Here is a 24749-nt window from a genome sequence, read left to right as displayed (position 1 = left end):
TCAGAGGACCAGCGACAGCAGCAGGACGAAGCCCAGGCCGACCACCGAGATGATGGTCTCCATCACCGACCAGGTCTTGAGGGTCTGGCCGACGGTCATGCCGAAGTACTCCTTCACGAGCCAGAAACCGGCGTCGTTGACGTGGCTGAAGAAGAGCGAACCGGCGCCGATGGCGAGGACCAGCAGGGCGGTCTCGGTGGACGGCAGGCCAGCCGCGAGCGGGGCCACCAGGCCGGCCGCCGAGATGGTGGCGACCGTGGCCGAGCCGGTCGCCAGACGGATGGTCACCGCGATGAGCCAGGCCAGCAGGAGGGTGGGTATCGCCCAGTTCTCGGACAGGTCCATGATCATCTGGCCGACGCCCACGTCGATCAGCGTCGCCTTGAAACCGCCGCCCGCTCCCACGATCAGCAGGATGCCCGCGATCGGGGCCAGCGACTTCTCCACCGTCACGGACAGCCGGGCCTTGGTGAAGCCGGCCGCCCGGCCGAGGGTGAACATGCCCACGAGCACCGCCGCGAGCAGCGCGATCAGCGGGGAGCCCGCCACGTCGGTGACCCGCTGGACCCCGTTGGCCGGGTCGTTGACCACGATGTCGACCAGCGCCTTCATCAGCATCAGCGCCACCGGCAGCAGCACGGTGAAGACCGTGGCACCGAAGCGCGGCCGGTGCTCCAGCTCGGCCGAGGGCCGCTGCGGGACCATGTGCTCGGGCGCCGGGATGTCCACCCAGCGGGCCGCGTACCGGGAGAACAGCGGACCCGCGATGACGACGGTCGGGATGGCGACGAGCACGCCGAGCGCGAGGGTGAGGCCCAGGTTGGCGTCGAGCGCGTCGATGGCCACCAGCGGGCCGGGGTGCGGAGGGATCAGCCCGTGCATCACGGACAGTCCGGCCAGGGCGGGGATGCCGATCCGCATGAGCGAGTAGTTGCCCCGCTTGGCGACCAGCAGGACCACTGGGATCAGCAGCACGATGCCGACCTCGAAGAAGAGCGGGAGCCCGATCACCGAGGCGATCACCACCATCGCCCAGGGCATGGCCCGGCCCTTGGCGCGCGCCAGGATGGTGTCCACGATCTCGTCCGCGCCGCCCGAGTCGGCGAGGAGCTTCCCGAGGATGGCGCCGAGCGCGATGAGGACGCCGACACCCGCGACGGTGGAGCCGAGTCCGGCGGTGAAGCTGGAGACGGTCTTGGCCAGCGGGGCGCCGGCGAACACCCCGAGGGCGAGCGAGCCGAGCGTCAGCGCCAGGAAGGCGTGCAGCTTGAGGCGGGTGATGAGCAGGACGATGACGGCGATGCCCGCGAGGACGGCTATCCCCAGCTGGATGTTGCCGGCCGAGGTGATCGGCTCGGCGGCGGCCGCTGCCAGAGTCTCGACGCTGAGACTGGTCACGGTGACGGTTCCTTCGTTCGTTCTCGTTCAGGGGCAGGGGCAGGGTGGTATGTGGCGGCGCGGGGCCGGGCAGCACGGGGCCGGGCCGGGCGGTGACGCGACCGGCCGGTGACGCGGCCGACCGGTTACGCGGCCTGCGCCGGGAGGGTGCGCAGGGCCGCCAGTGCCCGGGCGGTGATCTCCTCCGGGGTACCGGACACGTCGACGCGTACGCCGCGTTCGTCCCGCTGGAGCGGCTCCAGAGTGGCGAACTGCGAGTCCAGCAGCGTGGTGGGCATGAAGTGTCCCTTGCGCGCGGCCATGCGCTCCTCGATCAGCGGACGGTCGCCGGTGAGGTGGACGAAGACGGTGTCCGGCGCGACGGCCCGGAGCCGGTCGCGGTAGGACCGCTTGAGGGAGGAGGCCGAGACGACCCCGCCGCCGACACGGGCCCGGTTGCGCATCCACTCGCCGATCGCGTCCAGCCAGGGCCGGCGGTCGGCGTCGTCCAGGGGGGTGCCGGCCGACATCTTGGCGACGTTGGCCGCCGGGTGGAAGGCGTCGCCCTCCGCGTAGGGGAGGGCGAGCGCTTCGGCGAGCAGTCGGCCCACGGTCGTCTTTCCCGTCCCGGCCACGCCCATCACCACAATGACGCGCGTCATTGCGCACCTCTTTTTCGTCGTGCTCGTCCTCGTTGACATCGGCCCGGAGGACCTGGGCACCACTGAAACCTATTACGTAGTACTTATTCAAGGGTTCGTCGGTAAAACATCACATCTTTTGGCGGTTCGGCGGTGACCGTACGCTTGCGCCATGACCACTGAAGGGCCGGGCGGACCGGGCGGACCGGACGGGCCGGGCGGCCAAGGGCTCCACTCCCGCGTACTGGACACCATCGGCCTGGCGATCACGGCCGGGGACCATCCACCGGGCAGCGTGCTGCGCACGGACGAGATCGCGGAGCGCTTCGGCGCCTCCCGGACCGTGGTCCGCGAGGTGGTCCGCGTGCTGGAATCGATGCAACTGGTCGAATCCCGCCGCCGGGTCGGCGTCACCGTCCGCCCCACCGAGGAGTGGAACGTCTACGACCCGCGCGTCATCCGCTGGCGCCTGGCCGGCGCTGACCGACCCCGGCAGCTGCGCTCCCTCACCGTGCTGCGCTCGGCCGTCGAACCGGTCGCGGCCGGACTCGCGGCGGTCCGGGCCACCCCGGAGCAGTGCGCCGAGCTCACCGAGGCGGCGCTGGGCATGGTCCGCACCTCACGCGGCCACCAGCTCGAGGGCTACCTCCACCACGACATCGCCTTCCACCGGATCGTCCTCAACGCCTCCGGCAACGAGATGTTCGCGCGCCTCGGTGACGTCGTCGCCGAGGTCCTGACCGGGCGCACCCAGCACGCGGTGATGTTCCACGACCCCGACCCGGCGGCCGTCACCCTGCACGTACGGGTGGCCGAGGCCGTACGGGAGGGCGACGCGGCCGCCGCGGAGGCACTGACGCGGCAGATCGCGGTGGGCGCGCTGGAGGAACTCGACGTACTGGCGCCCTAGCCTGTCGGGCCGCTGGAAGCCTTCACCGGGGGACGCGCGGCGGCGCGGTCCGTGCCCAGGCCGGCGAGCAGACGCAGTCCGTCCTCGGCGGGGGTGCCGGGGGCCGCGGAGAGGACCAGCAGTTCCATGCCCGACTCGCCGGGCAGTGCGAAGTTCTCCTGGTGCAGCTCCAGCAGGCCGACCAGCGGGTGGCTGAACGCCTTGCGGCCGTGGGTGCGGGCGCGCACGTCCGCGCGGGCCCACAGGCGGCGGAACCGCTCGCTGCCCATGGCCAGTTCACCGATGAGCGAGGCCAGTCCGGGGTCGTCCGGGTACTGGCCCGCGGCCAGCCGGAGGTGGCCGACCACGTCGAGGGTGCACTGGTCCCAGTCCGCGTACAGGCCGCGCTCGGCCTCCTCCAGGAACAGGTGCCGGGCCGTGTTCAGGCCCGGCATCGGCCGGCCGAAGAGGAGCCCGGCGAGGCGGTTCCCGGCCAGCACGTCCAGGCGGTGGTCCATGATCAGTGCGGGTGCGCCGGAGACCAGGTCGAGGACGCGCAGCACTTCCGGGCGGATCCGCCCGGACGGCGCCTTCGCGCGGCGGCGGCGCTGCCGCGCGAGCCGGTACAGGTGCTCGCGCTCGGTCTCGTCGAGGCCGAGGACACGGGCGAGCGCGTCGAGCACCTGCTCGGAGGGCTGGGTCGCACGGCCCTGCTCCAGGCGCACGTAGTAGTCGACGCTCACCCCGGACAGGTGCGCGACCTCCTCGCGGCGCAGGCCTTCGACCCGTCTGCGGCTGTCGGTGGGTATGCCGACGGCCGCCGGGTCGACCCGTGCGCGCCGGGTCCGCAGGAAGCCCGCAAGATCGTCCATGGGCCCAGTATGGCCGCGGCGGCCCCCGTGGTGGAGCCAGCGAGGGTGGCCCTGCCGGTACCAGGAAGGCCGGTCCGACGGAAGCGGCGCCCCTGAACACGGGGCGTCGCGGCGGCCAGGATCGGGGCATCCGATCCCGAGGAGTTCCCGTGAAGACGCTGATCGTCCACGCCCACCCCGACCCGCGGTCGCTCAACGGCTCGCTGAAGGACCTGGCGGTGTCCACGCTGGAGGCCGCCGGGCACGAGGTCCGGGTGAGCGACCTGTACGCCATGAACTGGAAGGCGGCCGTGGACGCCGGGGACTACGGCCCCCACGCGTCGAGCCCGCTGAAGGTCGCCCTGGACTCGGGCCGGGCCTTCGAGGCCGGGGAGCTCACGGCGGACGTGCTCGCCGAGCAGGAGAAGCTGCTGTGGGCCGACACGGTCATCTTCCAGTTCCCGCTGTGGTGGTACTCGATGCCCGCGATCCTCAAGGGCTGGGTGGACCGGGTGTTCACCTACCGCTTCGCGTACGGAGTAGGCGAGCACAGCGCCACCAATTACGGGGAACGCTTCGGCGAAGGCACCCTCGCCGGCCGCCGGGCCCTGCTGTCCGTGACCGTCGGCGGCCCCGAATCGCACTACGCCGCCCGCGGGATCAACGGCCCCATCGACGACCTGCTGTTCCCGATCCACCACGGGATCCTCTACTACCCCGGCATCGAGCCGCTGCCGCCGTTCGTGCGGTACGGCAGCGACCGGATGGGCGACGCGGACTACGCCGACGTCGCCAAGGCGTGGGTGGAACGCCTGCTCACCCTGGAGTCGACCGAACCCATCGCCTTCCGGCGGCAGAACTTCGGGGACTACGAGATCCCCTCGCTGCACCTGAAGGAGGGCCTGGAGCGGGCGGGGCGGACGGGATTCGGCCTCCACGTGCGGTGACCGCTGGCCGCGGGGTGGACTGGTCGGGCTGACCTTGCTGGTCGGGCTGACTGGGTTGGTCGTGCCGACCGGGCGGGTTGGGCTGGCCGGGCCGACCCGACTGGCGGTGCCGGCCGTGCGGACCGGGCGGGTGGGGCTGGCCGGGACCACTCGACGGGCGGTGCCGGCCGTGCCGACCGGGCTCGTTGGGTTGCTGTGCCGGCTGTGCCGGCTGTGCCGGCCGGAGTGGCTGGCCGACTGGACTTGTCGAGCTGACCGGGCTTGTTGGGCTGCCGTACTGGCGGTGCTGGCAGCGCTGGTCGTGCCGACGTTGCTGGTCGCGCCGACCTTGCGGGCCGGACTGGCTGTGCTGGCCGGACTGGCCGGACTGGCCGGACTCGCCGGGCTGGCTGTGCTGGCCGGCTTGGTCGAGCTGACCGGGCTTGGTGGGCTCCCGTGTGGACCTGGCTGGTTGGGCTGGCGTGCTGGTCGGGCTCTCCGTGCCACCCGCACGGCCGTGTTGGTTAGTCGGACCGGTCGTGCCGGTCGGCGGGCCCGTCGGCCGGTGGGGCCGGCGGGCCGGTGGGCGGGTCGGCGGCTGGGCGCTGTGCCAGTGGGGCAGTAGGCCTGTGAGCCGGTGGGCCAGTCGGCCGGTGAGCAGACAGGCCGAGGGCCGGTGGGGCAGTAGGCCGGTGGGCCACTCGGCCTGTGAGTGGACAGGCCAGTGGGCTCGGTGGGTCGGTGGGCGGCTGGGACCAGTCGGTCGGTGGGGCAGTCGGCCGGTGAGCCGGGGAGCCGGGGAGCCGGTGAGTCAGCGGGCTCGGTGGGGCGGTGGAGCCAGTGGGGCGGTGTACCGGTGGGCCGTTGGGCTCGGTGGGGCCAGTGGGCTCGGTGGGTCGGCGGGGCGGTGGTCCGGGGTGCAGTGGGGACGGCGGAGGGCGGTGGGAGCGCGGGTCGGTGGGTCATGTGCGGTGGTTGGGCCGGTGGGGTCGGTGTGTTGCTTCGGGCGGGTGACGGGGGCCGGTGGGCCGGAGGGGCGGGGCGGGTGGTGCGGGTGCCCCCGCCGTCCGGCGTACCGGTACCGCGTGTCGTTGGACCAACTCGTTGACGCTGCCGCGGCATGAGCGTTTTTGATCTTCGTCGGACCGCCTTCCGGGAGATGCTCCCCCTCGCTTCGGCCGGAGCAGACGACCATTTCCGTGCGGCGAAGGGGTACTCGCATGTCTTCCACAGCAAGAACCGGACGAAGGGCCCGGCTGGCCGGCGGCCTCGTACTGCCCGTGGCCGTCGCGCTCGGCGGATTCACGGTCCCGGCGGCAGCCTCCGAGGGTGGGCCGGTGACCTCCGGCGGCGGTGCGGTGTCGGCCGTCGAGGCCGGCGCGCCGGCCTCGGACGGTGGCACGGCTCCGCACTCAGGACGGGGCGCGGTGTCGGAAGCGGGGAGCGGCGCGGCGCCGGAGTCCGTGCAGGGCACGCCACACGCGTCCGGGCTGGGCGCGGAGCCGACGGCGGAGCTGGGTACGGCTACGGCGTCCGGGCAGGGCGTGGAGGCCGAGTCGGGCAGGGGCGCGGCGCCGGAAGCCGGGACGGGCACGGTGACCAAGGCGGGGCGGGACGCGGAGCCGATGCCGGAGAAGGGCACGGCTCCGCACTCCGGGCGGGGCACGGCGCCGGAAGTGGGGAGCGGTAAGGCGTCGGGGTCCGTGGAGGGCAGGGCGCACGCGGCCGGGCGGGGCGTGGAGCCGACGGCGGAGAAGGGCACGGTTCCGTACTCCGGGCGGGACACTGCGCCGGAAGCGGGGAGCGGTAAGGCGCTGGAGTCCGTGCAGGGCAGGGCGCACGCGGCCGGGCGGGGCGTGGAGCCGACGGCGGAGAAGGGCACGGTTCCGCGCTCCGGGCGGGGCACGGCGCCGGAAGTGGGGAGCGGTAAGGCGCTGGAGTCCGTGCAGGGCAGGGCGCACGCGGTCGGGCGGGGCGTGGAGTCGGTGGCGGAGGGTGTGGGGAACGGGCGGGGGCGAGGTGGCGTGCCCGGGGGCGGCCCAGGGGGCGTGCCGGTGGCTGAGAGGGGGGTGACGGGTGCTTCCGTGGAGGGGGCGCCCGGGCTCGGGGGGCGGGCTGCTCGAGGCGTGGGGGTGGCCGGTGGTGGTGGGTTCGGGGCTCGGGAGCGGTCCGCTCCGGACGCGGAGCACCCGGTGCACGCTGACCCGGGGGCGGGGGTGCCGCGTGCTGCGGGGCGGGCGGCGGAGGGGGTTCCCGTCGGGCCCGACGGGAACTGCGGGCTGCAGCGTGCCGAGGCGGTTCCCGAGGGCGGGCACCCCTGCCCCGCGCCGGCCGGGGCCCAGGGGCCGCGGGGGCCGAAGGGGGCCAAGGGGGAGAAGGGCGGCGCCGGGCCCAAGGGGGACGCGGGTCCGCCGGGTCCCCGGGGCGAGCCCGGCGGGAAGGGCAGCACCGGCGCCAAGGGCGATGCCGGGCCGCCGGGACTCCAGGGGGAGCCGGGGAGCGCCGGGCCCAAGGGCGATGCGGGGCCGCCCGGGCCCAAGGGCGATGCCGGGCCGCCCGGGGCCAAGGGCGAGCAGGGCGAGAAGGGGGTCGCCGGGCCGAAGGGGGACCGCGGGGCGGTCGGGCGCAAGGGCGACCCGGGGCCCAAGGGGGACGTCGGACGGACCGGAGACGCCGGGGCGGCCGGGCCGCAGGGGCAGCAGGGGCCCGCGGGCCCGGCCGGTCCGGCGGGCACGCAGGGGCTGCCGGGGCTCCCCGGAACCGCCGGGCCGCAGGGGTTCGGGGGACCGTCCGGGCGGGAGGGGGCTCCGGGACCCACCGGCGCCACCGGACCGGTCGGGCCGCTGGGCCCGGTGGGACCGCAGGGGGTGCCCGGCCCGATGGGCCCCTGCTCCTCGGTGGACAACCAGATGCCCAACAACTCCGAGGAATTCGCGCTCGTCCTCAAGGACGGCAAGACCTACCTCGGCCGCCGCACCCGCGACATGGCGGGCCAGTGGGGCGACTTCGCCTGGACCGACCTCACCGTGGCACCGGTCACCGGCTACCCCGCCGGCGTCTGCACGGTCGCCCTGGCCATCCACGGCAACGACGTGAAGATCAAGGCAGTCACCAAGACGGGCATGCTCTACCACACCCACTGCGTCAGCAACGGGCGCTCCGTCATCTGCGACGCACCCTGGGCGCCCGTGCATCCGCAGCCCGGAACCGTGCCGCCCCCGCCGCCGGCGGCCTGACCCGGGGGACCCCGTCCGTTCCCGACCGCGCCCCGGCGCCCGCCCCGTACGCCACACTGGGCGGGTGCTGGGACATGGCGATGGGTACGAGGCCGCGGAGTCCGCCTCCTTCGTGGGGCGGACCGGTGAACTGGCCGCGCTCGAACGGGCTTTGCGTAAGGATCGGCTGATCACCCTGACCGGGCCGGGAGGCGTCGGCAAGACCCGCCTGGCCCGCCGCGCGGCCGGCCGGGCGGGTCCGGCGCCGGCCGGCACCTTCCCCGACGGGGTGCACTGGGCCGATCTCTCCCCGCTGCCCGACGAGCGGCTGCTCGTGGCCACCGTGGCCGACGCTCTCGACCTCGCGGACCACACCGCCCGTACCCCGGCCGCAGCGGTGTGCCAGTGGATCGGCGCGCGCTGGCTGCTCCTCGTACTGGACTGCTGCGAGCACCTGGTGACCGCCGTACGGGACCTCGTACGGGAACTGCTCGACGCGGCCCCGCACCTGGTCCTGCTGCTCACCAGCCGGCAGCCGCTCGGGCTTCCGGACGAACGCGTCCTGGACGTTGGCCCGTTGCCGCACGCCGTCGACCCGTCCGGCCCCGAGGAGGCCCTCGCCCTGTTCACCCGGCGGGCCGCCGCTGCCGCGCCGGGGCAGGCCCCGCCCTGGACCGAGGCGCGGCTCGCGGCCGCCCGGTCCGTGTGCGCCCGCCTCGAAGGGATCCCCCTCGCGCTCGAACTGGCCGCCGCTCAGCTGACCGACCACACCGTCGAGGAGCTGGCCGCGCGGCTCGCCCGCAGGATCGGCCCGCTGTCCGCACCGGCCCCCGTCCAGCCGTCCCGCCACGGCGCGCTGCGCACCGCCATCGGCTGGAGCCACGAGTGGTGCGCACCGCGCGAACGGCTGTTGTGGCTCAGGCTGTCCGTGTTCGGGGGCGCCTTCGACCTGGCGGCCGCGCGCGCCGTCTGCTCCGCCGCCCCGCTCGCCGGGGCGGACGTCCCCGCGCTGCTCGACGCGCTGGTCGCCAAGTCCGTCGTACGCCGGGGCGCGGACGGCTCGTACCGGATGCTGGACACGATCCGGGAGTACGGGGCCATGTGGCGCGACGAGGCCGGGGAGCGCGAGGCACTGCGGGAGGCGCACGCCGCGTACGTCACCGAGCTCGTGTACGCCGCCGAGCGGGAATGGCTCGGTCCCACCCAGCGGACCGGGTACCGGCGCGTGGAGGCGGTGCACGGAGACCTGTGCGCGGCCCTCGACCACTACCTGGCCACCGCCCCGGAGCGGGCACTGGACCTGGCCTCCAGGGCCGGCTTCTACTGGGCCTGCTGCGGCCATCTGCACGCCGCGCGCGCCTACTTGGAGCGGGCGCTGGCCGCCGCGCGGCCCGAGGGAGTGGACCCGCGGGTCCGGGTGCGCGCCCTGTGGGCCCTCGGAGTGACCCTGCTGCTCCAGGGCGAGCAGCAGGAGGCCCACCGGATCGCCGTCGGCTGCGAGGCCCTGGCCGCGGCGATCGACGGGGACAGCGGCCCGGCGCTGGACGCCGCGTACCTGTTGGGCCTGAGCCACCTGCTGGCCGGCCGGCCGCTGGCCGCGCGGATCGTCTCCGACAACGCCCTGGAGGCCTTTCCCGGAACGCCCTTCGACTCGGGACCCCGGATCCGCTGCCACCTCGTACGGGTCTTCGCGCTCACCGGCACCGGCCTGTTCACCGATGCCCGGGACGAGGCCGAACTGCTGCGAGCCGGCTGCGTCGAGCGGGGCGAACACTGGACCCGGGCCTACGCCGACTACCAACTGGCCCTGATCTGCCTCTTCGAGGGCCGCCCCGCCGAATCCGCCGTCCACGCCCGCGCGATGCTGGAGAGCAAGCGGGAACTGGGCGACAGCTTCGGCACGGCCCTGGGCCTCGACCTGCTCGCGGCGGCCCGCGCGGCGACCGGGGACGGGGCCGGCGCGGCGCGCGCGTACGGCACCGGTCAGGCCTACTGGCAGGCGGTCGGCCATCCGCAGCGCGGCACACCCGAACTGGCCTCCGTGCGAGAGGAGTTCGAGCGTACGGCGCGCGGAGCGCTCGGCGACCAGGCGTACGAGGAGGCCTTCCGCGAGGGCCTCCGCAACGGCCACGCCCTGCGCACCCGCCCCCATCCGTACGGGAGTTGAACGGCCGGAGCAAAGGCTGACCGGACCCAGGGCCGGGCAGCCTCGGGGCCGCCGGTCAGGGCCGCCCGGGCTCAGGGCCGCCGGGCTCAGGGCTGGTCGGGGAAGCCCGCGAAGTAGCCGGCCGCCATGTCCTCGTCTCCGTACCCCAGGGCGTCGGCCCGGTGGAATCGGGCCCGCGCGGCCACGGCCAGGTCCACGGACACCCCGGCCGACTCCGCGGCCTCGGCGATCAGACCGGTGTCCTTCTCGGCGCCGCGCACCGTGAAGCTCGGCGTGAAGTCGCGGTCCAGTACGGCCTTCATCTTGGCCTGGAGGTACGGGTTGTCCATCGGGCCGCCGGTCACGGCCTGCGCGAACAGGTCCGGGTCCACCCCGAGCCCCTCGGCCAGCGCCAGGGCCTCGCCGACGGCCGCCGTCACCGTGATCGCGTATCCGACGGTGGCCAGCTTCAGCCGGGTCGCCGCTCCCGGCTCGTCCCCGGCCCGCAGCACCTTGCTCCCGACGGCGGCGAACACCGGGTCCAGCCTCGGATCGGCCGGGCCGCCCACCAGGACCACCAGGGTCCCTGCCTCGGCGGGCTGGCGGGTGCCCTGCACCGGGGCGTCGACGAAGACCAGCCCGTGTGCCGCGGCGAAGACGGCCAGTTCCGCCAGGGAGGCGAGGCCGACCGTGCCCATCTGCGCCCACACCTGACCGGCGCTCAGGCCGTCCACGGCGGCGGCCATGGCCCGGCTCACGGCCGCGCCGTCGGCCAGCATGGTGATCACCACGTCCGCCCCGGCCACCGCCTCGGCCGGGCTGTCCGCGACCACCGCACCGTCCGCGGCCAGCGCCGCGGCCTTCTCCCGGGTGCGGTTCCAGACCCGGACCTCCTGCCCGGACCTCAGCAGGTTGCGGGCCATGCCCGACCCCATGATTCCGGTCCCCAGCAGCGCGACGGTGCTCATGGCGGTACTTCCCTTCCGGTGATCCCTCAGGTGTCCCCGGGGGACAGTCTCCACGGGCGCGGCGACCGATCCCGTCACCGGGGTCTCAACTCACCGCCGGGGGAGTCGCCGAGAGCACCGCTTCGAGCAGCCCGGGAAACCGGCCGGCCAGGTCTTCGCGGCGCAGCGAGACGGCCTTGTAGCGGCCGATCTTGTGCTCACGGGTGATCCCCGACTCGCGCAGGACCCGCCAGTGGTGGGTGGCGGTCGCCTTGGTGACCTCCAGGGGGAGGCTGCCGCAGGTCCGCTCGCCGGGGGAGGCGGCCAGCTCGCGCACGATGCCGAGGCGCACGGGGTTGCCGAGGGCGGCGAGGACGTCCTCGACGAGCAGCTGCTCGCGGACAGGGTGGTACGTGGACATGGGGTCGATGGTACGACGCCTTCCGTACGGAGAGTCGGGTCGGTTGCCCGATTTGCCCGGGCCTCCGTACGACTGTACGTTGATTGTCGTACAGATGGAGCGAGGCTCCCCACAGCCACTCCCGACAGCCCCGGACGAGAGGTCCTTCCCGTGAGCACCACCCCCCACCAGCCCGTCGCCATCGTCACCGCCGCGGGCTCCGGCATCGGCCGCGGCATAGCCGCCGAGCTCGCCGCGGGCGGACACCGCGTCTCGCTGTTCGACATCGACCCCGGCGTCGAGGAGCTGGCGGCGGAGCTCGGAGGGACGGCCATGATCGGCTCGCTCACCGAGCCCGCGGACCTGCGCCGGCTGGTCGACGGGACACTGGCCCGGTACGGGCGGATCGACGCGGTGGTCAACGGCGCCGGCCACGCCCGCAACGACGAACTGCTCAAGGTCACGGACCAGGACTGGCACGACGGCCTCGACATGCTGCTGCTCAGCGTGGTCCGCATGGCCCGGCTCGTCACGCCCCACATGGAGGCGGCGGGCGGCGGGGCCTTCGTCAACCTCTCCTCTTACACGGCCTTCGAGCCGATGGGTCTGATCCCCGTCAACTCCAGCCTGCGCGCCGCCCTGACCTCCTTCACGAAGCTGTACGCCGACCAGTACGCGGCGGCCGGCATCCGCATGAACAGCCTGATGCCGGGCTTCGTGGACAGCTGGCCGGAGGACCCCGCCTTCCTCGCGAAGATCCCGGCGGGGCGCTACGCCACGGTGGCCGAGGTGGGCAAGCTGGCCCGCTTCCTGGTGTCCCCGGACGCCGCGTACGTCAACGGCGAGTCCATCCGCATCGACGGCGGCGCGGCCAGGTCCCTCTGAGGGGTCCAGCCGAAGTGAGCCCCAGAGGGGATCCCAGGTCAGGGCCCGAGACCGCTCTTGACGCTTGACAACCAAGTGGTTACTTTCAGCTCGCCCACCGGTAGTCGGCCGGTCGCCGTAGGGGAAGAAGCGCCCGTGGCCGTGCCCTCCCGGACGACCGAGCTGACAGACATGGCGTTCATGCGCAATCGGGTCGATGCCGCGCTGGCCGAGTTCCTGGACCGCAAGGCCTGTGAGGCTGCGGCCGACGGGTTTCCCACTGAGATCATCAAAGTCCTGCGTGACTTCGTCTTCGCCGGCGGCAAGCGCCTGCGGCCGCTGCTCTCCCCGACCGTCCACCGCGTTCTCGCCGCCCGCCATGCCGCCCGCAGCGACGCAGCCCGGTTCGGGGTCAACACGGCCATCCTCATCGGCGACCTCGCCCTGGCCTGGTCCGATGAAATCCTGCACACCGCCGGCCTCACCTCCGCCCGGCTCGCCCATGTCCTCCCGGTGATCGACCGCATGCGCACCGAGATCACGCGCGGCCAGTACCTCGACCTGCTCGCCACCGGCCGGCCCGGCCCGGACACGGACAGAGCCCTGGACATCGCCCGCTACAAGACCGCCAAGTACACGGTCGAACGCCCCCTGCACCTCGGCGCCACCCTCGCCGATGCCGCCATCGCCAGGAACGCCTAGAACCTCACCAATGAAAGGATGTCGGTGATGAACGAAAGGGAACCCGGCGCAAGCGGGCTGCGTAACGATTATTTATCCCGGCTGGCAAAGTTACACCGCCCACAGCACCCGGCGTCGGCTGAAGTCGCCCCTGGAGAGCGCGACGAAATTATCCAATGGTGCGCGGACATGGGATTTTTCCCCCGTGACAGTGAGCGCGCACAGCTCGCCCGGCACATCGACATTCCACTCTGGACGGCACTCTGCCTCCCTGAGGTATCTCCGGCGGGGCGCGCCCTCATCAATCGCTGGTGGGCGTGGGGCATGGTATGGGAAATGCTGTTCGATTCCTATGGCGAAGACTCCTTCGACGGCTTCTTGCAGGAGACGGGAAACGCCCTGCACGCATGCCTCGCCGGCGTGACCCCAGCAGGCAACACGTCGCCTTTCATCGGCCGTCTCGACGAGATGTTCAAGGAAATCGAGCAGAAGCACGGTAAATTCTGGCGCAGCCGTCTGTCCGAGAATCTTCTCGGCTCATTTCACGGCGATCTCACGGAAAAGTTCTCCAGCCATCGGCACGCGATTCCATCGTTCGAGGTCTACTGTGCCCAGCGCGTGTACACCTACGGCCAGTGGTACGTCACGGAGATCGCCGCGATGGAAATGGGGCTCGACCCCTGTGCAAAATTTTGGCAGCATCCGATCGTGAAGAAGGCCAACGAGCTGACCATGCTCCACGGTGGACTCGTCAACGACCTCTGCTCCCTTGACCGAGACCTTTTGCTCGGGAAAACGCACAACGGTGTCCTCATCAAGCAGGAGGAGGGCCTCGGTATCCAAGACGCCGTCCTTGAGGTCATAGGACTCTGCAATCGCTCCGTGCGAACCGTCCTGGAAATGGAGTCCATGATGCTGAGCTACTCGGACTCGGTCCTGGGCGTGCAGGAAACCAAACAGGTTGCCACCCTGTTCGGCACCCTGCGCACCCTCATGCGCGGCACCATCGACTGGTACCACCAGTCTCCTCGCTACACCGCCTGGCAGCCGGGCGAGTTCTCTGACGACGCCCCCTTCCCGAGTTCCCGTTAGTGCACCGGTCCCTCAGCGTCCCCGCGTCCATGCCGCTTCGGCGGCCTCCGCGGTGGGGTGGGCGGGGAAGACCTGCTCGAGGCCGACGATGCGGAAGATGCGGCTGACGCGCTCCGGGACGGCGGCGAGGGCGATTCCGGCGTGCGCGGCGAGGGCGTGGTTGCGGGCGGCGATGATCACGGTGATGCCGCTGGAGTCGCAGAAGGTGAGAGCGCCCAGGTCCAGGACGAGCTGCTGGCCGGCGTGCAGGCCGAGACGGGCCAGGGCGGCGCTGACCTCGGGGGCGGTGTGGTGGTCGAGTTCCCCTGCGAGTGCCATGACCGCACCGGTGGTGGTCGTACGGGTGCTCACGCTCAGCTGCTGGGTCACGGGCGCTCTTCACTGGGGATCGGGGGCACGTGGAGCGCCAGGACCGCGGTGTCGTCGTCGACGCCCGTGCCGAAGGAGTCGAGCAGGCCGCTGATCGCCGTGACGGCCCGCGACGCGGTGGTGGGAGCGAGGGAGCGGGCGAAGCCGAGGAGGGCCTCGTCACCGTAACGGCCGTCGCCCGCCGTTCGGGGAACACGGGCCTCGGTGAGGCCGTCGCTGTAGAGCAGCAGGGTGTCGCCGGGGGCGAGTTGCACGCTCGTGGTGGCGATGTGGGCGTCGGGCAGGACCCCGATGAGCTGGCCGCCGGGCGTCGGCAGGTAGTCGGCGGAGCCGTCGGCGCGCATCAGCAGGGCCGGGGGATGGCCGCCGCCGGCCAGGGTGACGTGGAAGCCGCCCTGCACGGGGGCGGGGGTGAGGAGGCCGAAGATGACGGTGCAGTAGCGGGGGTCGGCGCCGTTGTACTCGTGGTTGAGCACGGTGTTCAGGTTGGCCAGGACCGCGGCCGGGTCCGGATCGTAGACGGCCGCCGCGCGCAGGGTGTAGCGGGCGAGGGAGGTGACGGCCGCAGCGGCGGCGCCCTTGCCGCACACGTCACCCAGGAACATCCCCCAGGTCCCGCCGGCCAGCGGGAACAGGTCGTAGAAGTCGCCGCCGACCTCGTCGAGGGAGGCGACGTGGTACTGCGCGGCCACCTCCAGTCCGGGTACGCCGGCCAGCACCGGGGGCAGCAGCGTCCGTTGCAGGGCGGTGTTCAGCCGCTGGAGACGCTCCCGCTCGCGCTCCGATTCCTCGCGGGCGCGCAGCAGCTCGGTCTCGTAGGCGCGGCGGTCGCGGGCGTCGAAGACGGTGGTGCGGATCAGGAGGGGCTGTCCGTCGCCGCCCGTCTTGACGGTGGAGGTCACCAGCACCGGAAGACGGGTGCCGTCGGCGGCCTTCATTTCCAGGGCGATGCCGCTGATCTCGCCCTGCATGAGCAGCAGCGGCGCGAAGTGCGTCTCGTGGTAGAGGCGCCCGCCGACCGTCAGGAGGTCCGAGAAGGTCCTGCGGCCGACGAGGTCCTCGCGCCGGTGGCCGAGCCAGTCCAGCAGGGTGGTGTTGATCTTCGCGATCCGGCCGTCGAGCAGGGTGGAGAGGTACCCGCAGGGCGCGTGCTCGTACAGGTCCTCGGCACTGTCTTCCAGCAGCGCCGAGAAGAGCGCCCGTTCGGTGGTCGGCTCCGGGTCCCTTCCCGGGGCGCCCTCGTCTTCCGCTTCCTCGTCGCTGGTCTTGGACATCACCGGGCACTCGCGGTGGACGCGGCGAATTCGGCGATCGCCGCGGCGGTCTCCTCCGGGGCGGCCAGCTGCGGGCAGTGGCCGGTCGCGTTCAGCGTCACCAGGCGGCTGCCCGGGATCTCGCCCTGGATGAACGGGCCGATCTCCGGGGGAGCGATCGCATCGCTGGAACACTGCGCGATCAGCGTCGGGACCGTCACGCAGGCGAGGTCGGCGCGGTGGTCCGACAGGAACGTCACCCGGGCGAAGGCCCGCGCGATCTCCGGATCGGTGCGGCAGAAGCTGTTGGTCAGCTCTTCCCCCAGCTCGGGACGGTCCGGATTGCCCATGATCACCGGAGCCATGGCGCCCGACCAGCCGAGATAGTTCGAGTCCAGCGATTCGAGCAGTTCGTCGATGTCCTGCGCGCTGAACCCGCCCCGGTAGCCGGTGGCCGGATCGTCGATGAAGCACGGAGAGGGGGCCAGCAGCACCAGGCCGGCGAACGCCTCGGGTTCCCGTGCCGCGGCGAGCACGCCCATCATGGCGCTCACCGAGTGCCCCACGAAGACCACGGGGCCGAGTGCCAGGTCCCGGCAGATCTCCAGCACGTCGTCGACGTAGCCGTCGAGCGTCGCGTACCGCTCACGGCTCCACGACGACAGGTCCGAGTGCCCCGAACCGACGTGGTCGAAGACGACCACGGTGGCATCGCGCTCCAGCACCGGCGCCACCAGGCGCCACATGTTCTGATCGCACCCGAACCCGTGCGCCAGCACCACCACCGGCCCACCAGTCCGCCCGGTGACCCTCACGTGGTTCCTGCTCCGCACATCCATGCGCCACATCCTCGCAGACCTCGGAAGCGGTCCCGGCCTTTGATCGATCACGAAGGAAACCGTCCCGGGCCGGGTTTTGTCGCGCTGCGGGGGAAGACGGGAGGGGGAGGGGAGTGAGAGGAGTGATGATGGCAGGCGTGGAACGGATGTCCGTCCTCAGGTGCGCGGATGCACGACGGGTCGCCCGGGAGGCTCTGGCCGGTCTCGGAGTGGGCCAGCGTGCGCTGGACGACGTGCTGACGGTGGTGGCGGAACTCGTGACCAACGCGATCAGACATGCGGGCGGCGTTACCGGTTTCCGGATCCGGCCACTGCCCGAGGCCGTGGCGATCGAGGTGTCGGACGCCTCCCCGCTCCTGCCGGGCTCGCCGGGGACGCCGGTCTCGGTGCCGGGAGGGTTCGGCTGGCTCCTGGTGACCAAGCTCGCCCACCGCACGGAGATCCGGTCCGGGCGCGAAGGGAAGACGATCACCGCCTATCTGCCGCTCACCGCCCTGGCCGGGTGACCCGGACGGCCCTGCTCCCCCCTACAGGGTGAGCGCCGCCTCGACACTGTCGGCGATGGTGAAGATCTGGTCCGCCGAGGTGAGCTCGAAGAGCCGCGCCATCTGCGGGTTCAAGGGCCCGGCCAGAACCAGAGGGCGGCCGGTGCGCCGCAGGCGGAGCATCTCGTTGAGCATGGAGGAGTCGGCGAAGGCGACCTCGCTGACGTCCAGCACGATCGTGTCCACGGGATCGGCGAGAGCGCCCGCGATGGCCTGGCGCAGCGGTTCGAGGGTGTCCTGGTCGAACTCGCCTGCGCAGGTGATCACGCGGACGCCGTCGACGTCCGGTGAGACCTTCACGTGCTGTTCCATGGGAGCCCCCTGTTGCGGCTTGCCGGGGAGGCAGCGGAATCCCCGGGACGGTCTGGCCTCGGGCGTCGCGTGCTGACGGCCCATGTGAAGGTTACGTGCACGCCGTCGGACTCAGAAGCGCGGGAACCGGCGCGTCAGACGGCTGATTCGATCGGCGCGAGCCGCGCGGTCTTCCGGCCGAGGAGGACCGGCTGCCGCCGGCCCCACCCGGCCCGCGCACCGTGCCTGCTCCGTGAAAATCCCGGACTTTACCTGCATGGAACGGTCGGCGCTGGTCACACGTATGCCAACTGGCCCGAACGCAAGAGCAGTTGGGCCGCCGGACTACGTACCGAGGAAGCGAGACGCCATGCCGCTCACATTCCGCAAGAGCTTCAGGATCCTGCCGGGTGTCCGGCTCAACATCAACCGCAAGTCCTGGTCGATCACGACCGGCGGCAAGCACGGCCCCCGCCGCACGCACAGCAGCACCGGACGCCGGACGACGTCGTGGGATCTGCCCGGCCCCTTCGGCTGGCGCAAGACGACCCGCCGCGGCTGACCGGCGGGCCGGCGGGCCAACGGGCCGACGAACCCTCGCCCGGCTCACGGAAACGATCAAGTGTTCGGCACGTTTGGAATCGTTCGCACGGCGCAGACGATTGCTGACACCAGCCTTATCCACCGAGGTAGGAGACGCATCATGGGCATTCTGGCCTGGATCCTCATAGGCTTGCTCGCGGGCATCATCGCCAAGGCACTCATGCCGGGCAGGGACCCGGGCGGCATCATCATCACCATGCTCATCGGTATCGCGGGCGGCCTGCTCGGCGGCTGGCTCGGCAAGGTCATCTTCGGCGTCGACTCCATCGACGGCTTCTTCGACCTCTCCACCTGGATCGCCGCCATCGTCGGCTCCCTCATCCTCCTGGCTGCCTACCGGCTGGTCGCCGGAAACGGGCGCCGCGCCTGACGACCGCGTCGCTCCGTACGGAAACGGCTCCCCCTCTTCGGAGGGCGGAGCCGTTCGTGCGTGGCGGAGCCGTTCGTGAGTGGCGCAGCCGTTTTTCGTTCGATCCTCCGAAGGTCGTCGATGTGCCGGATGGGAAGCCCGGGTCAGGGCAGGCGCCCTACCTCATCACCATGTGGCTCTAAATCACCATGTGGCTCGAAACGGGGCCGCGTAACACCGGAGGTATGAGTGCCCAGTACCGCTCTGTCCGTGTCGGCATGGCCCGCAGGCCTCATCACCCTGACCGGTGTCTACCAGCCGCAGGCGGACACCCGACTGCTCGCCGAGGCCCTGACCCACGAGGACCTCGGGCCGGGCAAGGAACTCCTGGAGATCGGGACGGGAACCGGCGCCCTGGCCCTGCAGGCGGCGGCCAGGGGCGCCCGGGTCACGGCGGTCGACGTGTCCTGGCCGGCCGTGGCCACGGCCCGGCTGAACGCCTTCAGGCGCCGGCTCCCCCTGCGGGTCCTGCACGGCGACTACGAGACCAGGGCGGCGGGGCGCAGGTTCGACCTGGTCGTCTCCAATCCCCCCTACGTCCCCGCCCCCGAGAGCCGGCCGCCGTCGCGCGGGTCGGCGCGGGCCTGGGACGCCGGTCGGGACGGGCGCGCGGTCATCGACCGGATCTGCGCGGACGCCCCGGCCCTGCTGCGCCCCGGAGGGATTCTGCTCATGGTCCACTCGGCGATGTGCGGTGCCGGAGAGACCCTCGACCGGCTGGCGGGGGAGGGGCTCGCCGCGGAGATCACCCTCACGGCCACCGTTCCGTGGGGACCCGTACTGCGCTCGCGGCGGTCCTGGCTGGAAGGGCAGGGCCTGGCGGCCGAGGCCGAGGAATGGGAAGAGCTGGTGGTCATCCGTGCCCAGCGTCCCTGACGACACCCCTGTCGACACCTCTGACGTCACCCCTGACGTCAACTCTGTCGACACCTCTGGCAGCCGCAAGGACCACGCCGCGGAGGTGCCCGCCCGCAGGGTCTCGGTCGAGCCCCACGGCCCGGTGCTGATCGAGGGACCGGTCGAGATCGTCCTGGACGACGGGACGGTGGCCCGGTCAGACCGCTTCATGGCCGCGGTGTGCACCTGCCGCCGCAGCCGTACGTATCCCTGGTGCGACACCAGCCACCGCCGCCGCGAACGATCCGATGCACCGACCGAAGACAGGGATGCGCGATGACCTTGACGACCCCGCCCGGCCCGAGCACCGCCACGACCCCCGCCCCCACGACCCCCGGCGGCGCGTCTCCCGGCGGCGCGCCCCTCGTCGAGGGGCGGGGCGAGCTCTCCGACGCCGTGGTCCGGGCCCTGGGGTCCGGTACCCCGCCCGTGTACACCCCGGGCGCCGTACTGAAGGCCGATCCCTGGGGCGAAGACCTCCAGCTCGCCCTGTACCTGATGTACGAACCGCACTACCGGGGCTTCGAAGGAGTGGATGACGCCCGGGAATGGGACCCGGACCTGCTGCGGCTGCGCCAAGCCCTCGAAGCCCGCTTCCTGCACGCCCTGCGCACCGAGCTCCCGAAGGCACCCAGGACCGTCGAGGACGCCTTCGCCCCGCTCCTCGTGGAACCCGTGGACCTCTCCGGCAGCCTCAGCCACCACCTCGAAACCGAGGGGGAGCTGTGGCAGCTGCGCGAGTACGCGGCCCTGCGCTCCCTCTACCACCTCAAAGAGGCCGACCCGCACGTGTGGGTGATCCCAAGGCTGACCGGCCGTGCGAAGGCCGCCATGGCGGCCATCGAGTACGACGAGTTCGGCGCCGGCCATGCCGACCGCATCCACGCGCGGCTCTTCGCGGACCTGATGACCGACCTCGGCCTCGACCCCGCCTACGGACGCTACGTGGAACAGGCGCCGGCGCCCCTGCTCGCGACGGTCAACCTGATGTCCCTCTTCGGCCTGCACCGGGCGCTGCGCGGTGCGCTCGTCGGCCACTTCGCGTGCGTGGAGATCACCTCTTCCCCCGGCTCCCGGCGCCTGGCCCGTGCCATGCGGCGCTGCGGGGCCGGTCCGGCCGCCGAGCACTTCTACGCCGAGCACGTCGAAGCCGACGCCGTCCACGAGCAGGTCGTGCGCCACGAGGTCGTCGGCGGTCTCCTCGAGGACGAACCGGCCCTGGAGGAGGACATCGCCTTCGGCTGCGCGGCGACCGTCCTCCTCGAGGACCGTCTGGAGACCCACATCCGTACGGCCTGGCAGCGCGGGCGCAGCGCCCTGCGCAGCCCCCTGCCCGAGTCTGCGCCGAGCTGCGCCGCCGGAGCGGGCGCGCCGTAGCGAGGTCGGCCCTCGGGTCCGGCCGGCTCAGGCAGGGGCGCCCGTGGTGATCTCCGCGCAGCGGGTGGTCATGGCTCCGAGCGTGCCCTCCGTACGGAGCAGCGCGCGCTGGACGCGGGCGCCGTTGCCGCGCTCCAGGAGGCGGGTGATGCCCTCCCGGACGCGTTCCTCGTCGCCGTGGTCGGCCAGGGCCTCGCGTACGTGGGCGTACAGCGCTTCGACGGCCGTGGCGGGCGATGTCTCGCGCATGGTCCGGGGGTCGACGAGCGGACCGTCCAGCCCGGAGCGGCCGGCACGCCAGGCCGCCAGCCGGAGCAGGCCCGTGTTGATCCGGGCCGGGGGCTGCCCGTCCTGCCAGGCGCGGGCGGCCGTCTCGACCAGTCCGCGCACCAGGGCGGCCAGGAGGACCGGTGTCGACGCCTCCAGGCAGACGTCCGCGACCCTGACCTCCACCGTCGGGTAGGCGGCGGACAGCCGGGCGTCGAAGTACATCATCCCCTTGTCGCGCAGCACGCCGGTGTCGAGCATGGCGCTCACCTGCTCGTGGTAGCGGTCGGCGGACCCGAAGAGGTCCGTGGGCCCGGCCGACGGCAGCCGGTTCCAGACCCGGCTGCGATAGCTGGCGTACCCGCTGTCCTCACCCTGCCAGAACGGAGAGTTCGCACTCATCGCGGTGAGTACGGGCAGCCACGGGCGGATCCGGTCCAGGACGGCGACCCCCTCCTCGTCCGACTCGACCGAGACGTGGATGTGGCAGCCGCAGGTCAGCTGCTCCTGCGCGGTCAGGCCGAACTGCTCGCCGACCCACTCGTACCGCTTGCCCGCGCTCATCGAGGGCCGGACCGGCAGCGGGGAGGTGCCGAGGGCCGCGACGAGCGCCCCCTCGGACGCGGCGTGCCGGGCGGCTTCGCCGCGCCAGCGGGTGATCTCCTTCAGGAGCTCGCCCATCTCGGTCACCGGTTTGGTGGCGAACTCCACCTGCTCTTCCTGGAGCTCCTTCTCGAAGGTGTGCCCCTGCGGTTCGTCGCCGGCGCCGTGGCCCTGCGGCTGCTGGGCCACGGACCGGTCCGCGGCCGCCAGCAGCGTCCCCGCCAGAGCCAGCGGCTCACCGCTGCCGGCGTCCACCAGCAACAGCTCTTCTTCTACGCCTACGCTCCGCATGCCGCCGCCCATCGATCCGCCGTTCACATCGCCCCGCGCCTGCCCCGCCCCGTCGCGACCATGCGGACGACGGCCGGGCGCTCGCCCGGGCCGTGCGGTCGCCGGGGTGTTCGGCCGGGGTGTTTGAGGGACGCGATCCGGGTCAGACGAGGACGGGCAAGGAGTTCCCAGCCCCCCCCAGGGAGTGATCAGCTGTGTCGAACGACGAGAAGACCCAGGCCAAGACCGAGCAGGCCAAGGGCAAGCTCAAGGAGACGGCCGGCCGGCTGGTGGGCAACGAGCGACTGACGGCCGAGGGCCGCGCCGAGCAGGCGAAGGGCGACGCCCGCCAGGCCAAGGAAAAGATCAAGGACGTCTTCAAGCACTGACCGGCACGCCCGGCGTCCACCGCCGCGGGGGGGGGGCCCCCCCGGGGGGGGGCCCCCGGGGGGGCGCCACCACACCCGGGGGGGGGCCCCCGGGACGTGCGGGGGGGGGGGGCCAGGTCAGGCGGGGGGGGGGGCGGGGCGCGCGGGCTCGGGGCCCCCCCCCCCCGCAAACCCAAAAAATACCGCCCTTCTACACCCCGCCCCCGCCCCCCCGGGCGCCCCCCGCCGGGGCCCCGCCCCCCGGGGGGGCGGGCACCGCGGCGCGTCCGAAACGAACGAGGGAGGGCTCCCGCATGACGTTGCCGGGGGAAGGCGCAAGGAAGGCCGGGGGCGGTTCCGCGCCGCTCGCGCGCGATGTGGTGCTGGCCGTGGGGCTCGTGGGGATCTCCGTCGGCGGGCTGGCCGTCTTCCTCAAGACCACCGCGGGGTCATGGGCCGTACCCGTCGCCTGCGCCGTGGTCCTCGCGGTCGGGGTGATGCTGGCCAAGTGGAGCGCGTCCCCCGGCCGCCGGCGCCCCACCGCCCCCGGGGCGCCCGTACCGCCCGCGCACTGGGATCCGTACACGGGCGGGGATGCGTACGAGCACGGGGATCCCTACGCGGGCGGCGATCCGTACGCGTACGGGGCCGCGCCCGCGCACCAGGATCCGTACGGGATCGAGATGACGGCGGTACTCGACGCCCCCGCCGCCGCAGGGGTGCCGGACGTCGATGCCGGGGCGCTGGACCACGCCGCGGTCGACGCCGACGGCTTCGAGCACGCGATAGCCGCGCTGTGCGCGCGCGACGGCTGCACGCCGGTCGAAGTGGTGGGCGGCGCAGGTGACTTGGGCGCCGACGTGATCGCCACGACCCCGGACGGGCTGCGCGTCGTCGTCCAGTGCAAGCACTACGCCGACACGAACCGCGTCGGCTCGCAGGACCTGCAGCGCTTCGGCGGCACCTGCTTCGCCGTGCACGACGCGGACGTGGCCATCCTCGTCACCACGAGCTCCTACACCGCACCGGCCCTGGAGTACGCCGCCGCGTGCGGCATCATCTGCGTCGACGGCGAGGAGCTGGCCGCCTGGACCGATTCCGCCGTGGCCCCGCCCTGGGAGCAGGACGTCCGTGAGCCCGCCGAGCAGGTGCCCACCGCCTGACCGGCCCCTCCGCGGCCGGCCGCCCCGTACGGCAGATGGCGGACGGAACTTGTGGAGCGCCCGCGCGCTCAGCAGGCTTGCCCCATGCTCTCACCCGCCCCCGGACCGGTCCGCTCCTGCGGGGAAGCGGCCCGGCGGGCCGGTTCCCGCCGGGCGCTGCTCGGCGGATGCGTCGGCAACTTCATCGAGTGGTACGAGTTCGGCGTCTACGGCTACCTCGCCACCGTCATCGCGGCGCACTTCTTCACCCCCGAGGGTGGCAGCGAGGCGGAGGGGCTCGTCAAGACGTACGCCTCCTTCGCCCTGGCGTTCTTCTTCCGGCCCGTCGGCGCGGCGGTGTTCGGGCGGCTCGGTGACAGGATCGGCCGACGGCCGACGCTCGTCCTGGTCATCTGCCTGATGACCGGCGCCACCGCGCTCATCGGCGCGCTCCCCACCTACGCGACCATCGGCGCGGCCGCGCCGTGGCTGCTGACGCTGCTGCGGATCGTGCAAGGGTTTTCGGCGGGAGGGGAGTTCGGGGGAGCGGTCTCGGTCATGACGGAGAGCGCCCCGCCCGGTCGCCGCGGGCGGTACGGGGCGTGGCAGTCCTTCACCGTCGCGCTCGGGCTGCTCGCGGGCGCCGGTACGACGGCGCTCCTGGCGACCGTACTGACCCCCTCCGCGCTGAACGCCTGGGGCTGGCGGGTGCCCTTCCTGCTGACGCTGCCGCTCGGGCTCGCCGCACTCTGGCTGCGCGTGCGCCTGGACGAGACGCCCGCCTTCGTCTCGGCCGCCTCCGCGGCGGGATCCTCCCCGGAGGGCGGACCCCCGGAGGGCGGACCTCCCCGGCGGCCGCCCGCCGGGGAGACCGTCAGGGCCGTAGCGCTGGGCGCAGGGCGGGTCATGGGCTGGTCGGCGGCCGGGTACACCTTCCTGGTGGTGCTGCCCTCCTACCTCCAGAACACCCTGAGCGCCACGTTCCAGCAGGCGCTCGTGGCGACCGTGCTGGCGAACCTGGGGTTCGCGGCGGCCATCCTGCCCGCCGGAGCGGTGAGCGACCGGCTCGGGCGGCGCACGGTGATGGTGGCCGGAGCCCTGCTGGTGGCCGTGCTCGCACTGCCGCTGCTGAACCTGGTCCAGGACCCGGGCGCGCCGGCCTACACGAAGGGGGCCGCGCTCTTCGCCGCGGGGGCCGCCGTCGGGCTGATGGCCGGACCCGGTCCTGCCATGCTGTCCGAGATGTTCCCGACCACGGTGCGCTACACGGGGCTGGGACTGGCGTACGCGCTGTCCAACGCCGTGTTCTCGGGATGCGCGGGGCTGATCATCACCAGGGCCGTCGCGTGGACCGGGGACGCCGACATCCCGGCGTACTACGCCGCGGCCGCCTGCGCGGTCAGCGTCGCCGCGCTGCTGACCCTGCGCGGCGACGACCACGAGCGGGCGCTCCGGTGAGCGGCCCGCCGGTGACCGCCCCGCCGACG

At 72.8% G+C, this 24749-nt stretch carries 26 protein-coding genes; 16 read left to right on the top strand and 10 right to left on the bottom strand.

The genetic code is table 11. From position 1 onward, the window contains the following. Together ACIA8F_RS16100 and ACIA8F_RS16095 are read right to left on the bottom strand one after the other, a co-directional pair. A complete protein-coding gene (locus tag ACIA8F_RS16100; protein ID WP_399379241.1) occupies window positions 1–1398 on the bottom strand; it encodes a gluconate:H+ symporter in 1398 nt (465 codons plus the stop codon). A gap of 125 nt (window positions 1399–1523) precedes the next feature. After that, on the bottom strand, window positions 1524–2039 hold the full coding sequence (locus ACIA8F_RS16095; protein ID WP_399379239.1) for a gluconokinase: 516 nt from the start codon (window positions 2037–2039) through the stop codon (window positions 1524–1526). Between the two features lie 151 nt (window positions 2040–2190). On the opposite strand from ACIA8F_RS16095, the gene ACIA8F_RS16090 reads away from it, so the two are divergent. Beyond that, window positions 2191–2928, top strand: coding sequence for a FadR/GntR family transcriptional regulator (locus ACIA8F_RS16090; protein ID WP_399379237.1), 738 nt, complete (start codon window positions 2191–2193; stop codon window positions 2926–2928). On the opposite strand, the gene ACIA8F_RS16085 is transcribed toward ACIA8F_RS16090, so the two are convergent. Next, window positions 2925–3779 carry a helix-turn-helix transcriptional regulator gene (locus tag ACIA8F_RS16085; protein WP_399379236.1) on the bottom strand — a complete coding sequence of 285 codons (855 nt, stop codon included), beginning with the start codon at window positions 3777–3779 and terminating at the stop codon, window positions 2925–2927. The genes ACIA8F_RS16090 and ACIA8F_RS16085 overlap by 4 nt on opposite strands. Window positions 3780–3928: 149 nt before the next feature. Here ACIA8F_RS16085 and ACIA8F_RS16080 point away from each other — a divergent pair, with 149 nt between their 5' ends. The 3 genes from ACIA8F_RS16080 to ACIA8F_RS16070 all read left to right on the top strand — a co-directional run bounded on the left by ACIA8F_RS16080 (window position 3929) and on the right by ACIA8F_RS16070 (window position 10066). After that, window positions 3929–4705: an NAD(P)H-dependent oxidoreductase gene (locus tag ACIA8F_RS16080; protein ID WP_399379235.1), complete on the top strand. Its 777-nt coding sequence runs from the start codon at window positions 3929–3931 to the stop codon at window positions 4703–4705. A gap of 2171 nt (window positions 4706–6876) precedes the next feature. Next, window positions 6877–7920, top strand: coding sequence for a hypothetical protein (locus ACIA8F_RS16075; RefSeq protein ID WP_399379233.1), 1044 nt, complete (start codon window positions 6877–6879; stop codon window positions 7918–7920). A 64-nt stretch (window positions 7921–7984) separates the two neighbouring features. After that, window positions 7985–10066: an ATP-binding protein gene (locus tag ACIA8F_RS16070; RefSeq protein ID WP_399379231.1), complete on the top strand. Its 2082-nt coding sequence runs from the start codon at window positions 7985–7987 to the stop codon at window positions 10064–10066. Window positions 10067–10152: 86 nt separating this feature from the next. Here ACIA8F_RS16070 and ACIA8F_RS16065 read toward each other — a convergent pair whose 3' ends face one another. Together ACIA8F_RS16065 and ACIA8F_RS16060 are read right to left on the bottom strand one after the other, a co-directional pair. Next, entirely contained in the window at window positions 10153–11013 is an 861-nt protein-coding gene (locus ACIA8F_RS16065) for an NAD(P)-dependent oxidoreductase (protein ID WP_399379230.1), read from the bottom strand. An 85-nt stretch (window positions 11014–11098) separates the two neighbouring features. Further along, window positions 11099–11413: an ArsR/SmtB family transcription factor gene (locus ACIA8F_RS16060; protein ID WP_399379228.1), complete on the bottom strand. Its 315-nt coding sequence runs from the start codon at window positions 11411–11413 to the stop codon at window positions 11099–11101. Between the two features lie 150 nt (window positions 11414–11563). On the opposite strand from ACIA8F_RS16060, the gene ACIA8F_RS16055 reads away from it, so the two are divergent. The 3 genes from ACIA8F_RS16055 to ACIA8F_RS16045 all read left to right on the top strand — a co-directional run bounded on the left by ACIA8F_RS16055 (window position 11564) and on the right by ACIA8F_RS16045 (window position 14029). Next, window positions 11564–12277, top strand: a complete 714-nt coding sequence (locus tag ACIA8F_RS16055) for an SDR family oxidoreductase (protein ID WP_399379227.1) — start codon at window positions 11564–11566, stop codon at window positions 12275–12277. 135 nt (window positions 12278–12412) lie between these two features. Continuing rightward, complete coding sequence (locus ACIA8F_RS16050; RefSeq protein ID WP_399379225.1) at window positions 12413–12958, top strand: polyprenyl synthetase family protein; 546 nt, start codon at window positions 12413–12415, stop codon at window positions 12956–12958. 27 nt (window positions 12959–12985) lie between these two features. Beyond that, a complete protein-coding gene (locus ACIA8F_RS16045) occupies window positions 12986–14029 on the top strand; it encodes a hypothetical protein (RefSeq protein WP_399379224.1) in 1044 nt (347 codons plus the stop codon). A gap of 12 nt (window positions 14030–14041) precedes the next feature. Here ACIA8F_RS16045 and ACIA8F_RS16040 read toward each other — a convergent pair whose 3' ends face one another. From ACIA8F_RS16040 to ACIA8F_RS16030, 3 genes are read right to left on the bottom strand one after another with little or no spacing between them, the layout of a single operon-like run. Then, window positions 14042–14398, bottom strand: coding sequence for an STAS domain-containing protein (locus ACIA8F_RS16040; protein ID WP_399379222.1), 357 nt, complete (start codon window positions 14396–14398; stop codon window positions 14042–14044). Continuing rightward, a complete protein-coding gene (locus ACIA8F_RS16035) occupies window positions 14395–15672 on the bottom strand; it encodes a PP2C family protein-serine/threonine phosphatase (RefSeq protein WP_399379220.1) in 1278 nt (425 codons plus the stop codon). The genes ACIA8F_RS16040 and ACIA8F_RS16035 overlap by 4 nt, the downstream gene beginning before the upstream one ends. After that, entirely contained in the window at window positions 15672–16490 is an 819-nt protein-coding gene (locus ACIA8F_RS16030; protein ID WP_399379218.1) for an alpha/beta fold hydrolase, read from the bottom strand. The genes ACIA8F_RS16035 and ACIA8F_RS16030 overlap by 1 nt, the downstream gene beginning before the upstream one ends. A 128-nt stretch (window positions 16491–16618) precedes the next feature. Here ACIA8F_RS16030 and ACIA8F_RS16025 point away from each other — a divergent pair, with 128 nt between their 5' ends. Continuing rightward, on the top strand, window positions 16619–16996 hold the full coding sequence (locus tag ACIA8F_RS16025) for an ATP-binding protein (RefSeq protein WP_399379217.1): 378 nt from the start codon (window positions 16619–16621) through the stop codon (window positions 16994–16996). 21 nt (window positions 16997–17017) lie between these two features. On the opposite strand, the gene ACIA8F_RS16020 is transcribed toward ACIA8F_RS16025, so the two are convergent. Continuing rightward, a complete protein-coding gene (locus ACIA8F_RS16020) occupies window positions 17018–17347 on the bottom strand; it encodes an STAS domain-containing protein (protein ID WP_399379215.1) in 330 nt (109 codons plus the stop codon). Between the two features lie 349 nt (window positions 17348–17696). Between ACIA8F_RS16020 and ACIA8F_RS16015 the strand changes: the two genes are divergently transcribed. The 5 genes from ACIA8F_RS16015 to ACIA8F_RS15995 all read left to right on the top strand — a co-directional run bounded on the left by ACIA8F_RS16015 (window position 17697) and on the right by ACIA8F_RS15995 (window position 20612). After that, window positions 17697–17888 (top strand): DUF4236 domain-containing protein, encoded by a 192-nt coding sequence (locus ACIA8F_RS16015; protein ID WP_399379214.1) that lies wholly within the window; start codon window positions 17697–17699, stop codon window positions 17886–17888. Between the two features lie 141 nt (window positions 17889–18029). Continuing rightward, window positions 18030–18299 carry a GlsB/YeaQ/YmgE family stress response membrane protein gene (locus ACIA8F_RS16010; protein ID WP_399379211.1) on the top strand — a complete coding sequence of 90 codons (270 nt, stop codon included), beginning with the start codon at window positions 18030–18032 and terminating at the stop codon, window positions 18297–18299. Between the two features lie 228 nt (window positions 18300–18527). Next, a complete protein-coding gene (locus ACIA8F_RS16005; RefSeq protein WP_399379209.1) occupies window positions 18528–19214 on the top strand; it encodes a HemK2/MTQ2 family protein methyltransferase in 687 nt (228 codons plus the stop codon). 85 nt (window positions 19215–19299) lie between these two features. Next, window positions 19300–19515, top strand: a complete 216-nt coding sequence (locus tag ACIA8F_RS16000) for a CDGSH iron-sulfur domain-containing protein (RefSeq protein ID WP_399379491.1) — start codon at window positions 19300–19302, stop codon at window positions 19513–19515. Further along, window positions 19512–20612, top strand: coding sequence for an iron-containing redox enzyme family protein (locus ACIA8F_RS15995; RefSeq protein ID WP_399379208.1), 1101 nt, complete (start codon window positions 19512–19514; stop codon window positions 20610–20612). Before ACIA8F_RS16000 ends, ACIA8F_RS15995 begins: the two co-directional genes overlap by 4 nt. A gap of 27 nt (window positions 20613–20639) precedes the next feature. Here the strand turns inward: ACIA8F_RS15995 and ACIA8F_RS15990 are convergent, their stop codons facing one another. Next, the gene (locus ACIA8F_RS15990) at window positions 20640–21773 is read right to left on the bottom strand and encodes a glutamate--cysteine ligase (protein ID WP_399379206.1); all 1134 of its coding nucleotides are present in this window, start codon (window positions 21771–21773) and stop codon (window positions 20640–20642) included. Window positions 21774–21967: 194 nt separating this feature from the next. Here ACIA8F_RS15990 and ACIA8F_RS15985 point away from each other — a divergent pair, with 194 nt between their 5' ends. The 3 genes from ACIA8F_RS15985 to ACIA8F_RS15975 all read left to right on the top strand — a co-directional run bounded on the left by ACIA8F_RS15985 (window position 21968) and on the right by ACIA8F_RS15975 (window position 24720). Further along, window positions 21968–22141, top strand: coding sequence for a CsbD family protein (locus ACIA8F_RS15985; protein ID WP_399379204.1), 174 nt, complete (start codon window positions 21968–21970; stop codon window positions 22139–22141). Window positions 22142–22434: 293 nt separating this feature from the next. Next, on the top strand, window positions 22435–23283 hold the full coding sequence (locus tag ACIA8F_RS15980; protein ID WP_399379202.1) for a restriction endonuclease: 849 nt from the start codon (window positions 22435–22437) through the stop codon (window positions 23281–23283). An 84-nt stretch (window positions 23284–23367) separates the two neighbouring features. Continuing rightward, entirely contained in the window at window positions 23368–24720 is a 1353-nt protein-coding gene (locus ACIA8F_RS15975) for an MFS transporter (protein ID WP_399379201.1), read from the top strand. The last annotated feature ends 29 nt before the right edge of the window (window positions 24721–24749 follow it).

The sequence above is a fragment of the Streptomyces sp. NPDC051563 genome, assembly GCF_044454225.1.
Lineage (GTDB): Bacteria > Actinomycetota > Actinomycetes > Streptomycetales > Streptomycetaceae > Streptomyces.
Note: the sequence above shows the minus strand (reverse complement) of the source record. Positions and strands in the feature narration are given on the sequence as shown.